The 12847-nt window shown below is 59.5% G+C and carries 15 protein-coding genes; 7 read left to right on the top strand and 8 right to left on the bottom strand.

Going from position 1 to position 12847, the window contains the following annotated elements:
* Positions 1–32 precede the first annotated feature (32 nt).
* Positions 33–581 (top strand): PadR family transcriptional regulator, encoded by a 549-nt coding sequence (locus IPK17_RS16830; protein ID WP_343418851.1) that lies wholly within the window; start codon positions 33–35, stop codon positions 579–581.
* 18 nt (positions 582–599) lie between these two features.
* Entirely contained in the window at positions 600–1340 is a 741-nt protein-coding gene (locus IPK17_RS16825) for a CPBP family intramembrane glutamic endopeptidase (RefSeq protein ID WP_343418850.1), read from the top strand.
* Between the two features lie 55 nt (positions 1341–1395).
* Here IPK17_RS16825 and IPK17_RS16820 read toward each other — a convergent pair whose 3' ends face one another.
* On the bottom strand, positions 1396–1884 hold the full coding sequence (locus IPK17_RS16820; protein ID WP_343418849.1) for a DUF5995 family protein: 489 nt from the start codon (positions 1882–1884) through the stop codon (positions 1396–1398).
* 256 nt (positions 1885–2140) lie between these two features.
* Here IPK17_RS16820 and IPK17_RS16815 point away from each other — a divergent pair, with 256 nt between their 5' ends.
* On the top strand, positions 2141–3268 hold the full coding sequence (locus tag IPK17_RS16815; protein ID WP_343418848.1) for an aromatic ring-hydroxylating oxygenase subunit alpha: 1128 nt from the start codon (positions 2141–2143) through the stop codon (positions 3266–3268).
* 4 nt (positions 3269–3272) lie between these two features.
* Complete coding sequence (locus IPK17_RS16810; RefSeq protein WP_343418847.1) at positions 3273–3944, top strand: hypothetical protein; 672 nt, start codon at positions 3273–3275, stop codon at positions 3942–3944.
* Positions 3945–3978: 34 nt separating this feature from the next.
* Here the strand turns inward: IPK17_RS16810 and IPK17_RS16805 are convergent, their stop codons facing one another.
* Positions 3979–4590 (bottom strand): Uma2 family endonuclease, encoded by a 612-nt coding sequence (locus tag IPK17_RS16805; protein ID WP_343418846.1) that lies wholly within the window; start codon positions 4588–4590, stop codon positions 3979–3981.
* 232 nt (positions 4591–4822) lie between these two features.
* Between IPK17_RS16805 and IPK17_RS16800 the strand changes: the two genes are divergently transcribed.
* From IPK17_RS16800 to IPK17_RS16790, 3 genes are read left to right on the top strand one after another with little or no spacing between them, the layout of a single operon-like run.
* A complete protein-coding gene (locus IPK17_RS16800) occupies positions 4823–4999 on the top strand; it encodes a hypothetical protein (RefSeq protein WP_343418845.1) in 177 nt (58 codons plus the stop codon).
* 33 nt (positions 5000–5032) lie between these two features.
* Positions 5033–6184 carry a sensor histidine kinase gene (locus IPK17_RS16795; RefSeq protein ID WP_343418844.1) on the top strand — a complete coding sequence of 384 codons (1152 nt, stop codon included), beginning with the start codon at positions 5033–5035 and terminating at the stop codon, positions 6182–6184.
* 5 nt (positions 6185–6189) lie between these two features.
* Complete coding sequence (locus IPK17_RS16790; RefSeq protein ID WP_343418843.1) at positions 6190–6801, top strand: response regulator; 612 nt, start codon at positions 6190–6192, stop codon at positions 6799–6801.
* Here IPK17_RS16790 and IPK17_RS16785 read toward each other — a convergent pair.
* The 6 genes from IPK17_RS16785 to dsrO all read right to left on the bottom strand — a co-directional run bounded on the left by IPK17_RS16785 (position 6767) and on the right by dsrO (position 12846).
* Positions 6767–7816: a beta-galactosidase gene (locus IPK17_RS16785; protein ID WP_343418842.1), complete on the bottom strand. Its 1050-nt coding sequence runs from the start codon at positions 7814–7816 to the stop codon at positions 6767–6769. The two genes, IPK17_RS16790 and IPK17_RS16785, sit on opposite strands and share 35 nt — an antisense overlap.
* Positions 7817–7926: 110 nt before the next feature.
* The gene (locus IPK17_RS16780) at positions 7927–8883 is read right to left on the bottom strand and encodes a glycoside hydrolase family 43 protein (RefSeq protein ID WP_343418841.1); all 957 of its coding nucleotides are present in this window, start codon (positions 8881–8883) and stop codon (positions 7927–7929) included.
* Between the two features lie 75 nt (positions 8884–8958).
* Positions 8959–9816: a site-2 protease family protein gene (locus IPK17_RS16775; protein WP_343418840.1), complete on the bottom strand. Its 858-nt coding sequence runs from the start codon at positions 9814–9816 to the stop codon at positions 8959–8961.
* A 483-nt stretch (positions 9817–10299) separates the two neighbouring features.
* Positions 10300–10515, bottom strand: coding sequence for a CsbD family protein (locus tag IPK17_RS16770; protein WP_343418839.1), 216 nt, complete (start codon positions 10513–10515; stop codon positions 10300–10302).
* Between the two features lie 199 nt (positions 10516–10714).
* Entirely contained in the window at positions 10715–12007 is a 1293-nt protein-coding gene (gene nrfD / locus IPK17_RS16765; protein ID WP_343418838.1) for an NrfD/PsrC family molybdoenzyme membrane anchor subunit, read from the bottom strand.
* A complete protein-coding gene (dsrO, locus tag IPK17_RS16760) occupies positions 12007–12846 on the bottom strand; it encodes a sulfate reduction electron transfer complex DsrMKJOP subunit DsrO (RefSeq protein ID WP_343418837.1) in 840 nt (279 codons plus the stop codon). The genes nrfD and dsrO overlap by 1 nt, the downstream gene beginning before the upstream one ends.
* Position 12847 lies beyond the last annotated feature (1 nt).

Raw genomic sequence — 12847 nt, 5'->3', positions numbered from 1 at the left:
TATATCAAGATTGATATATAAGGATTTGAGTAATGCTGAAATTCGCACTGCTTGGCGTCCTGAACTATTCCCCGATGAATGGCTACGAACTCAAGCAGTTCATGGACAGTTCCACCGGGCATTTCTGGTACGCCAAACTGAGCCAGATCTACATGACGCTCAAAACGTTGGAAGGGGACGGGCTGCTGATCTCGGAAGTGCAGCCGCAGGAAGACCGCCCGGATCGCCGCGTGTACACCATCACCGAGGCGGGGCGCGCGGCGCTGCGCCGCTGGTTGGCCGAACCGTTGACGGAAGTTGAGCCGACGAAAGAGCCGCTGCTGCTCAAGCTGTTTTTTTCCGCGCAGATCGACAAGGACGCCCTGTTGACCCAGCTCCATCTGCAGCGCACACTGCATCAGCAGGCGCTGGAGGGCATGGCTGCCAGCGCGCAGATCATCAAGCTGGCGGTAGAGCAGAATCCCGCACTGGCGAAAGACGCGCTGCTCTGGGAGGCTGTGCGGCAGGCGGGTGAGCGGTCAGAACGACTGTACGTCGAATGGCTCGACGACACGATCAAGCTGGTGCAAGCACAGTTCTAGTGACCACAAGGAGACCGTATGACCACCATCAGCGCCAACACGCAGACGAATCACCGGGCGCGCAGCCTGTTTTTGCTCGTCGTCGCCGCCGCCAGTATTGGCTTGCTGGTCGTGCTGCGTCCGCTCATCCAGGCGGCGGCTCTGCCCGAGCTGCATCCCGTTCTCCGCGTCGATCTGGATATTAAGTATCAGGTGCTGGCGCTGGCCCTGGCGCTCGTCAACCTGCTGATCACCTATGTGTTGTTCCCAACCAACTTCCGGCGCTTTGCCCGCATGGGCAACAGCCAAGTGCATCCTGTCCCGGTCAAGGCGCTCGGCATCAACGCGAAGGACACGTGGCGCGGTGTCGGGATCAACTTCGCGATCGTGATCACCCTCGTCACGTCGGTTTTTCTGTATCTGAATGTGCTCAAGGGCGATCTGTCAGCCGTCGGCAGCGCGGTGATCGACTTTGCCCCGTTCATTCTGATCTTCGCGGCCTTGAACGCCTTCACCGAGGAAGCAATCACGCGCTTCACGGTCGTCGTCGGCTTCGAAGGCGTGGTGCCGCGCTCGGCGGTCGCGCTGATTTCGGCGCTGCTGTTCGGGCTGCCGCACTACTTCGGCACGCCGGGCGGCGTGGTCGGCGTGCTGATGGCTGGGTTCATCGGGTGGCTGCTGGCGAAATCGATTCAGGAGACGGAAGGGGTGTGGTGGTCGTGGTTCATCCACTTCTTGCAGGACGTGGTAATCTTCATGGCGTTCTTTGCGGTACTGTAGCGGCGGCCAACTCAGCGGGCAATCGGCACAAAAAAGGGGTAGAAGTTTCTACCCCTTAAGCGGCCTGTTCCGCACGGCGATTCAGCCGCGCGCAGCGGATTCCCTCCGCTCGTTTGATGGTACGCCGATCCACCTGAAAGCGAATCGCTTCGGCTTCAAACTGACTGCGGCTGCGGAGCAGCGCTTCCGTGTGCTTCCACACCGTTTCGCTCCACCCGTCGATCAAGTCTTCGAGCACCCACGCATCGAGGTCCAGCGCGCAGCCGCGTTCACTCACGCGCTGATACACGTCCATGACCAGCGTCTTGATCGCGGCGATGACCGCGTCAAAAGTACGGCGGTCGCGCTGCCGACCCTTCGGCGTGAGCGTGTCGCCGTTCACCGCGAGATTGTTCGCCAGTTCGAACACCAGATCATGGTTGATGTACGTATTCAGGCCAAGGAGCAGCGGCTGCAGCGGATCATCGACGGTGGGCACCGCCGCGTGTTCCCATGTACTGATCAATTTCTGAATCGATTCAACCGTCTTTAGCTGAGCGAACATGCGCGTTTACGTCCTTCATTTCACGATACCCCTATTAAAGCGTGGACCAGCCGATCTGAACATCCGAAGATGGACAGAATTCCACCTGCGACTAAAGGCGGACAGGCGAACAAACATTCAGCAAACATACACTTTACAGAGGGGTGGGGTGGGGTAGAATTCAGACTGAGAAAGTGGCTATGTGAGCCACTTGGGGAGAGTTAACTAAGTCTGATACGCGGGTGTCCGTGGCGTTACGGGACACAAGAGGAGTCCAATGCAGAAGTTGTGGACGAATGAGTCTTTTCAGCCGGAAGTTGCCAGCGCCCAAACCCTCGACGCCAGCTGGTACCTCGATCCACAGGTTTTTGAACGTGAACAGGATGCCATTTTCGCCCGAACGTGGCAAGCCGTCGCCCGCACTGATGAACTCGCCAAGCCCGGCGATTATCTGACCAGCGAAGCCGCTGGCGAACCCATCGTCCTCACCCGAGATCAAACCGGAAAATTACGCGCCTACTACAACGTGTGTCCGCACCGCGCCGGGGTCGTTGCGCGCGGTAAAGGCAACCGCAAGTCGTTCCAATGCCTGTATCACGGCTGGACGTTCAACCATGACGGTCAACTGCTGCGCGCGCCGGGCATGGAAGAGACGCCGAGCTTTGATCCGGCCTGCTTCAGTCTGCACGAGATTCGCACCGAAACCTGGGGGCCATATGTCTTCATCAATCTCGATGATGACGCGCCCGCGCTCGCCGCTATGTGGGGCGACGAATTCACGCGCGTGAGCGGTATCCGCTGGGATGGTTGGACGCTCGTCGAACGCTGCGAATACCTGATCAACTGCAATTGGAAAGTCTACCTCGATAATTACGCGGAAGGCTATCACGTGCCGATGGCGCACCCCGGCCTTAACCGGGAGATGAACCTCGACGAGTACTACGTGGATACGTACCGCTTCTTCAGCATTCAATGGGTGCCAGTTAAGCCCGCCAATCAAGGCAACCCGAATAAGCGGCGTTACGTCAACCCGCTGCCCGAAGACAAGATCCGCTATCACGTCATGTTCCCCAACTTCATGATCGACGAGTACCCGGACAACCTGTCGGTCAACATCGTGCGCCCGCAGGGTCACGACAAGACGCTGCTGACGTTCGAGTGGTACTTCAAGCACGACATCGATCAGGCCGGTATAGAGACGATGGTCAAGTTCGCGGACGAAGTCCAGTACGAGGACATCGAAATCTGCGAATACGTGCAGCAGGGCTTGAAATCACGCTCCTACAACCGGGGGCGCTTCTCCGCGCGGCATGAAAACGGCGTGCATCACTTCCAATCGCTGGTGCACGAATACCTGAACAACGACGTGATCCCGCTGTGCCGCGAAGCCACTCCCATCAAATAACGCCATGTCGACATTTGATGTGCAGCCGCATCTCGCGGCGATTGCTGCGCGCACTACAGCGGCGCGTCAGCCCACGCCTATGCAGATGGCCTATGCGCTCAACGAAGGGCATCCGCTGGCCGTTTTCTGCGCGGACGCGGGTATCACGCTGGATTGGCCGGGGGTGCTGCGCGTGAACGACCCGGAGATCGCCAACGTTAGCCTGATCGCCCATCGCGGTGACGCCCGGCTGACCGCGCAGCGCGTCGAAGCCTGCTTCACGCTCGGTCAGCGGGTGGCGCTGTGGGATGCGCAGGCTGACCCGGCGCTGATCGACGCGCTGCTGAACACGATCATCTATCTGGGCAATCTGGCGGCGCTGGATACCGATCTTGAACGCACGCTTGCCGCGGTGATGACGCCGCTCCGCGAAGGCGCGGTGCTCCGCTACTACCTCGCGGACAGCCTGCTGCGCCAGTGGATTTGGGCGCAGGTCGTGCGTCCGGAGGTCGAGCGTTTGGTCGGCGGTGATGTGATTGAGCCGCGCCAGCTGCTGCGGGCGGAGACGCAAACGCGCGTCCGGCTCGGTGCGTGGCTGACGAAGGTCAAGCGGCGCGGCCTGCCCTACGAAATTCAGCAGATTGGCTTCAAGGGTAATCGGTTGGATGGCTTTTGGGTGAAGCTGCAAGCGCTGTAAACAAACCGGGACACGCTTGTGTCCCGGTTTTGTTTTATTCGGGGGTTCCGCTTGGGGCGGGAAAAAGCGGTGGTGGATTGCTGACATCAACCTTTTCGTAGATGTCCGCTAATGTGAGCGTACATTCGATTGATGCGAGTGTCAGCGTGCTCTCTAGACTATCGAAGTCCTGCAATATCCACTCGTCGTCCGCTCGACGGTAGTGTTCGACATGCGGTCGATCTTGGGCAATGAGGACGTATTCCTGAAGCGAGTCCAGCGCCCGGTAAAATTCAAACTTTCGCCCGCGATCATAGACCTCAGTCGAGGGGGATAACACCTCGAAGATCACCGTGGGATTGAGGAGTGTGTCGAACTTGTCATCCTCTAGCATCCGCTCCCCACAGACTACGACGACATCGGGATACGCGTACGAAGCGTTGCCTTTGAGCTTGACGCGCAAATCACTCGCATAGGTTTTGCACGGACGTTTGCGCAGTTGACTGTGTAAACTCGACGCCGTATTGATGACGATGGTGACGTGTTCTTCACTCGCGCCCGACATCAACCGGATTTCGCCGTTGATCAGCTCGTGCCGTTCCTGACTCGCGCGCTCATAGGCGAGATATTCTTCGGGAGTCCACACGCGTTTTTCGACCGCAACCATCGCTGTTCCTCGTCTCCACTTGATTACATTATAGCATTATCGTGATCAAGCTGGACGTGGACGTGCGCATAAGGTATCTGCCGGTTCTTAACACAGATGTTGCTGTGCTGCTATAACCGCATCCCTCGAACGGATGACCTGAGGATCCTTCATGGGGGATGCTGCCCACGCTGAGGTGATCTAGCCTTGAAGCTACCGGATACATGGAGCTTAAGGGTGAAAATCGCAGAACTTGACGGCGAGTCAGCGGTGGGTGATTGTGGCGTTTGTCGCGGTGATTCTGATGCTGGCGACAACCTTCTTCCTGCAAGGCGATGTGCGCACCTTTGCCTATGTCGTGATCTCGATGGGTGTGGCCCTGTACGCCATTTTGTCACCTAAGAAGCCGGATCCGCAGCAGAAGCGGTAAAATTATCGCAGTTACGAGCGGAGACAGCAGATCATGGACGGCAAGACGCTCAAAGATGCGTGGGTGCGCTGGTCAGGTGTATGGCATGTGGTGTTTTTCAGCCTGTGCACCTTAGCGCTGGGACTGGTCGTCCTCGATCCCAGTTCGACCAACGACCCGATCCTGCCGATTCTGCTCACTGGGCTGCTGATGGCGTGGTACGCGGTGTCGCTGCGCCTGTCCACGCTGCCACCGCTCGGGTGGGTGGCGTTTTTCGCCGTGGGTTGGGCGATCTGGTACGCGTTGGCGGGCTACAACCCCGCTTTTATGCTGGTGTTGAGCGGCCTCTTCCCCCATGTGTTCATCCTTACCGGACTGCGGTTAGCCGTCGGGCTGGCGCTGATGCTCAATACGCTGGTGCTGCTGCAGCTCCAGCGCATTAATGCCGACCTCACGGCGACGTGGATGCTGATTATGTCGGTGGCATGGGCGGGCGGCGCGCTGTTGGGCTATTACATTACAGCCATCATTCGCCAGAGTCAGGAGCGCCAAACGCTGATTGAGCAATTGAAGGAGGCGCAGACGACTATTGCCGCCATGGAGCGGCAGGCGGGGATCGCGCATGAACGGCGGTTGGCAGGTGAACTGCACGATACGATCGCGCAGGGGTTGATCGGCATTGTGACACATCTGGAAGCGGCGGATGCCGCCGCCGATGATGCGGCGGCTCAGCGCTACAGCGACGGTGCAAAGCGCATGGCGCGCGAAAACCTGCGCGAAGTGCGGCACTTCATCTGGGAACTGCGTCCGCCCGCTTTAGAAGGCCGCAAGTTCGAGGAGGCGTCAGGTCCTAGCTGGGCACACATGCACGGTGTTTCCGCCGAGGTGGTGATCACCGGTTCGCCGCAGCTTCTGTCACCCGCGCATGAACTGGCGCTGCTGCGCGTCACTCAGGAGGCGCTGGCCAACGTTGGCAAACATGCGCACGCGCACTTCGTGACGATCACACTCTCCTACGTGCCCAACGCTGTTCTGCTGGACATTAATGATGATGGCCAAGGGTTAACGCTGCCGCTCAACGTGGTTGGCTATGGGTTGATCAACATGCGGGAGCGGATCGAGACGTTAGGCGGTACACTTTCCATCGAAAGCTCACCCCACGACGGGACGACGCTGGTCGTGGAATTACCTCTCAACGGAAAGTGATGGGCATGGCGATTCGCTTGTTGATCGTGGATGATCACCCGGTGGTGCGGGTAGGCATGCGCGGCATCTTTGGCGGCGATGAGCGCTTTGTGATTGTCGGCGAAGCGGAGGATGGTCAATTGGCGGTCAAACTGGCCGCCGAACTGCTGCCCGATGTCATTTTGTTGGATTTGCGTATGCCCGTGCTGGACGGCGTGAGCGCCATGCAAAAGATCCTCGATGCGCAACCGCAAGCTCGAATTCTGATATTGACCACCTATGACAGTGATCAGGATATCCGGCGGGCGCTGGATGCGGGCGCGCTCGGCTATCTGCTCAAAGACTCGCCGCGCGAAGAACTCTACCGGGCGGTCGTTCTGGCGGCTGAGGGTAAGCCTGTGCTGAGTATGAGCATCTCCGGTCGCTTGTTCGCCGGGGGCGACGATGCTCTGACGGAGCGCGAGATTGAAGTGCTGGCCCATGCCGGCAAGGGCGAAACGAACGCCGGCATCGCCAAGCGCCTGCACATCAGCGAGGCGACCGTCAAGACGCACCTCGCCCCACTCCCCCCCCCCCCCACCCCCATCCGGCGATGCTTAAAATTCAGCGGATGTAGCCGGACTTCCGCGCCAGCTTGATCGCGTCGAGCACGTGACCGTTGGGCTTGCGTTCGCCGTTCTTGCCGATCACCCACAAGCCATTGGCGAGGTGCTTGGTCTCGTCCACCCAGTCATACATCGAAATCGTCGGCGCCCACGTGAACACGGGGATGTTTGCGCCACCCGCATTGGCGAGCCGCGTCTCCGCCAGCATCCACCAGAACCACTCGGCTTGCTGCCAGCCGCGCGGCGGCCCGGACGTTTCCGTAAACCAGATCGGGAATTCCGGATAGCGTTTGCGCGCATTCAGCGCCAGTTGATGGAACGGCGGGAGCGTCGAGTCGCGGTAGTGGTTCAGGCCGATGACGCTGACGTAGCGGGGATCGCCGCCGAGTTCGGGGTCGCGCCGACCGATCACCGTGTCGATGACCGCGGCCTGATAGTCTTCGGAGCGCTTGAGCGTCGCATGCCACGGTTCGGGGATGATGAGCAGCGCATCCGGTTTGACTTCCAGTACGGCTTTTGACGCTTCAATGATTAGGCGGCAGATCTGGCGGCGCAGGCGCGTCGCGTTCTCTTTCCGGCGCAGGAATGGTCGCCATTTGCCGAGGCGCCCCGCCATTTCGACCATCAGACTCGGCTCGTTGGCGATGCACCAGTGTGAGAGCTGCGGATAGCGCAGCGCAATCGCGCGGGCGAATTCGGCAAAGTGGGCGGGCGCTTCCGGGCTCATGAGGTCGAGCCAGTCGGGATAGCCGTAGTGCCAAAGGTCGAGATAGAGTGTGAGATGCGATTTCTCCGCGACCGCCACCACGCGATCCAACCACGTCCAGTCGAAGGTGTGTGGGGCAGGGTGCGTCACATACCAGCGCGCCGCGTCGCGCACGCCGACCATGCCGAGATCAACCAGCAGCTGGTAATCCGTTTCCAAAAACTCGTCATGGCGGATGAGTTTGACCTCATCCTGACGATACAATTCGCCATTTTTCATGCGCTGAAAGTCAGAATTTTCGAGGAAAGCCCATAGTTCGAGCGGGCATTCATTGGGCAGCATCAGATTCTCCAAAAAAGGGCGCAGGAGACTGCGCCCGCCAAATACCAAGTTAGTTTACTGCGATTGCTTTTTTGCTGCGCCTTGAGATATGCACATGTGATTATGTATTTCTATTTCAGCCACGGGATCGGCTGCGGCGTGAAGGTCGGCGCGTGCAGTACGGGGGTGTCGCCGTCCCATGTCAGGCGGTCGATGCGCATGAGGCGGGCGGTGCGCTCGACATCCCAGCCGTGATAGACGACGATCTCCTGCCCATCCGGCGCGGTGGTGAACGAGTTGTGACCGGGGCCGATCACCTGACCGGGGACGGACTTCAGGAGCGGGGTTGCCGCCTCCGGCGGGCGGTGATACGGGCCGAGGGGGTGATCCGCGACGACGTACGCTACGCCGTAGTTCTCACGTTCCCACGCGCCGCCGCTGTAAAAGCAGTAGTAGCGCCCATTGTGCCGCCGGACCGCCGCGCCTTCGATGGTGTGCCACTCGTAGACCGCGCCGTACATGCTGCGTTCGGACTGGAACAGATGCCAATCGGCGTGCGGCCGCACCACGACCTGCGGATCGCCGGCCAGCGTCTCCATGTCGATCAGCTTGTCGACGACGATGCCCGTGCCGACGCGGTACTCGCCATCCAGCGTGAGGAAGTCGCGCGCATAGAACAGATACCATTGGCCGTCGCTATCGCGGAAGGGATGCGGGTCGATGGTGAACGGGTCGTCCGGTGTGAGCACAACGCCGCGATCAAGGAATGGGCCGGTCGGTTGGTCGCTGACCGCAACGCGTAGTTGGTGGTCGCGGTCGTCAAGGCCACGCGCAGAGAAGTACAGATAGAAGCGTCCGTCGTGGAAGGCGACTTCCGGCGCCCAATACTGATCCGCGCCGGGGATGGGGGGCAGTGCGTAGCCCGCCGCTTCCCAATGCACGAGATCGGGCGAGTGCAGCACGGGGAACTGCCAGCCGTCGGCGCTGGGAGCAGCCGTGCCGTACGCGTAATAGTGTCCGTCGTGGCGCAGCACAAACGGATCGGCCATGTAGTGCGGATACACGGGATTGGTATAAGTTGATGGCATGCAGACTAGTCTCACTGGTTGAAATTAGTCTACAAGCTTACGAAACGGCTGAATGCGTGTCAATTGCTGGCTTAGTTACACCAGCGCCCCCGCTGCAACCCACAGCGTGAGCGTGACCAGCGCGAAATAGATGACGAGATGGATCAGTACCTGCCGATTGCTCATCGCCTGCTTCGATTGCGCGTTTTCCGGCTTGTCGTGCGCCTGCTTGTTGAGGATGCCCACGGCGAACACCAGCAAGAACGCGACCCAGCCAAAATGAATGATGGTGTTTGAGAACACCATCGCCCACGAGAGCATGCCGGGGATGCGCAGCACGAACAGCAGCACCAGCAGTACGCCGAGCAGCAGCGACCCGGTCACGAACTTATCTTCGTGTTCTTCCAGTGAGTTATAGATCACGTTGAAGAGCTGCCCGGCGTCGAGTGTCCACAGCGGAATGAGGTTCATGCTGGCGAGCAGACCGTTCACGTAAACGAGATCGCGCGCAAAGACCTTCACTTCCGGCGCGGCGGGCAGGGCCTGCGCAGCTACGCCGAACAGCATCAGCAGCACGTTGACGGCTGGCCCGGCTTGCAGCAGCCAACCGATGGTGTCCCAGTGCAGTTGGTCGGAGCGGACGTTTTCCTCTTTGTTAATCGGCGCGGCGACTGCGCCGAGCGGAAACAGGAACAGCAGGTGAAAGCGAATATTCGCCAGTTTGAAGACCAGCGCATGCCCGCATTCATGCAAGAACATGCTCAGGAGCATGGCGACGGTCAAACTCCACGACCAGCCGAACAGGAAGTGGAATAAGACCACGAACAACCCGACCGCGAGCACCTGCAGCGGCCACGGGCGCTGCAAATCGATCAGCCACCAGACGAGTGATTGACCTTCGGGAATCCGGAGTCTCGCGATGCGGCTCTTGGGCTGTTCGGCTGCGTGACTCATAAGCTACCTTTACAATCTTCATTTATTTGATGATACCGAGGTAAAAATGCTTGACAAGTCACCTTAAGTACCAGTGACGACAAGGATCAGTTAATGCAGGTATTCGACAAGACCTATGCCAGAGTCCGAAATCCGACAAAACAGGCCAAGGCAGGCCAATCGCTACGTAGAAGGAGTCTTTTTGGGGACAGCGGACGCAATGAATTGCGTCCCTACGAGAAAAGTGTGGTTGTGTAGGGACGCGATTGATCGCGTCCGCAAAAGCCCAAGACCGACAGGTAACTCGTTTTCACGGCATTCTCCGCACTTACTGGCCGGCCTTGGCCTTTGGCTGACAAACGGTCATTGGCTTAGAAATTATCCCGGTGAACCCCAATAATGGCCGCTGCGTCCAACGCGGCTTAATCGATAGTCGGCGACCTGTCCCGGGGAATCAAAAAGGGGCACACACCGCGCCCCTTTGTCTGTTTCACGTGCTTGTGGTTACCAGCGCACGCGCCGGGACCAGTTGTCGACCTCACGCTGTGCATCTTCGCGTGCCATGCCGTATTTCTGCTGGATCTTCCCGACAAGCTGATCGCGCTCGCCGTTTATCTCCATGATTTCGTCATCGGTGAATTCGCCCCATTCTTCGCGAATCTTCCCGCTGATCTGTTTCCACGCACCCTTGATTTGATCCCAAGTTGGACTGTTGGACATGATGTCCTCCCTACTTCCGTCAAGTGTTACGATGTGTCTATCTTAGGGGACAGCCATGAGAAGCAGATGAACACGAGGTGATAGGATTACAAAAAAGATTACGATATGTTGCTCACATCTCTGGAAAGGAAATTCCTTGCGCACCGGAAACAAAAAGGACGAGCTTGGGCTCGTCCTCATTTTGGTACTTCAAGGCTGCTCAGTGAACGTGTTCTTCGGATGGGAAGACTTTTTCACCCGATTTCAGATCACGGGCATCCGGGTAGAGGCGGAGGAAGCGCACGCCGAGCGTGAACGCCGTCCACGCGTAGCCGACGATGCCAATCGCCACGCCCCATTCGACGAGCGCGGGTTGGTACTGGTTAATTGGGAACACCTGACTCACGCCGGGCGACCAGTCGAGCGGAATGACGAAACCGGAGAGCGTCATGTTCCAGCGGTTGATCACCAACCCGGCGATCACCATCAGCGCGGCGATAATCAGCGCGTAGCGGTTGCGGCGTAGGCGACCCCACAGGAAGAACATCGCCGGAACGAGCGCGCCGAACAAGACTTCGCCGAACCAGAACGTGAAGTTGTAGGGCGTGTTCTGCGCGAGGATTTCCACGCCGAGCTGCTGCTCGGGCACGTAGCTGTAGTAGTTGGTCGCCGCCCAGCTCCACAATTTGAGGTACAGGTAGGCGAGGCACATGATGCCCGCGAACTTGGCCACGTTTTCGAGGATGTCGTTCGGGACTTGTTCACGCCGCATCAGCTTGCCAGAGAGGATCGTCACCAGAATGGTGAGCGAAACGCCCGCCGCAATCGCCGAGAGGATGAACAGCACCGGCGCGGACGGCGAATACCAGAACGGACGCGCCGTCAGGATGCCGTAGGTCGCGCCGAGCGATGACTGATGCAGCAGCGACAAGCCCATGCCGAGCGTCGCCGCCACGGGCATGATGCGATGCAGCACATGCGCCAGCCAGTTGAGCACCTTGAACTTCTTGAGCGGCGTGCTTTCGACGATGATGGGCACGAGCTCGGTGACGAGCACGGTGGAGTAGAGGATCACGCACATCGTGATTTCCCACAACACCGAGTGGACGTTCCAGTAGATGATCGGGTGATAGAAGCGGTCAAAGCGCCCGATGTCGATGAACAGCGCGATCATCGCCGATGAGTAGCCGAGCAAGCCGACGAGCACGGCGGCGCGCGCAATCGCTTCATAGCGGCGCAGACCGAGGAGATAGACCGCTGCCGACAGGGTGAACGCACCTGCCCCCAACCCAATCGACGACAGGTCGACGGTGATCCACAAGCCCCACGGCAGTTCGTCAGAGAGATTGGACACGCCGAGGCCGTTGATCAGCACCTGCAAGCCGCTGTACAAACCGACCGCCAGCATGACCACGAGGAAGACCATCCAACCCAGAAACAGCGGCGAGAAGCCTTTCTGCTTCGGCGGGACGGGGATCGGCGCGACCTCAACCGGATGTGTGACTGTAGCCATTAGACTAATCCTTCCGGCGGAATATAGTAAACGCTGGGATCGGTGCCGAGGTCTTCGCGCAGGCGCAGCGTTGGCTGGGAGGCGATGATCCGTGAGACTGCGCTCTCCGGGTCATTCAAGTTGCCGAAATGGCGCGCATTCACCGGGCAGATGTTCACGCATGCGGGCGTTGCCGCTTCGTCCACACCGGGCATCAGGCCGTTGGCCAGCCCGGCGTCGATGCGATGCACGCAGAACGTGCATTTCTCGACCACGCCGCGCGGGCGGCGGGTGACTTCCGGTTCGCCCCATTCCGGCGTTTTGGTGTTGACATCGGTGCGCTCAAACCAGTTGAACTGGCGCGCGCCGTAGGGACACGCCGTCTGGCAGTAGCGGCAGCCGATGCACTTGGCGTAGTCCATCGCGACGAGGCCGTCGTGGCGGTGGTAGGTCGCGCCGACCGGGCACACTTCGACGCAGGGCGCGTGCTGGCAGTGCAGGCACGGGCGGGTGACGTGGAAGGTGTCGCCGAGCGGCGTCTGATCGACAATGTGGATGTTCCAGCGCATGTCGTCGGCTGTGTCGTTGGTCGCTTGGCACGCCCAGACACAGTAATCGCAGCCGATGCATTTGCTCAGGTCGATCACCATGCCCCAATGATAATTTGAGTCGCCGCCGTGGGGCGCGGTCGCGCGGTTCTGCAATATGTCGCGCGCGAAAGTGTCGAGCGGTTCGGCGAGCGTCGCCGCGAGCACGAGGCTCGCGCCGCCGCCGATCAGCAAGGTCATGAATTCGCGGCGCGAAAGGATATTCAGCTTGGCCGCTTTTTCCTCACGCGGAGGTGTTGGCGTTTGAGACATA

This window comes from Candidatus Flexifilum breve, assembly GCF_016713355.1.
The sequence above is the reverse complement of the archived record's forward strand: the minus strand, read 5'-3'. Positions and strand labels throughout refer to the sequence as shown.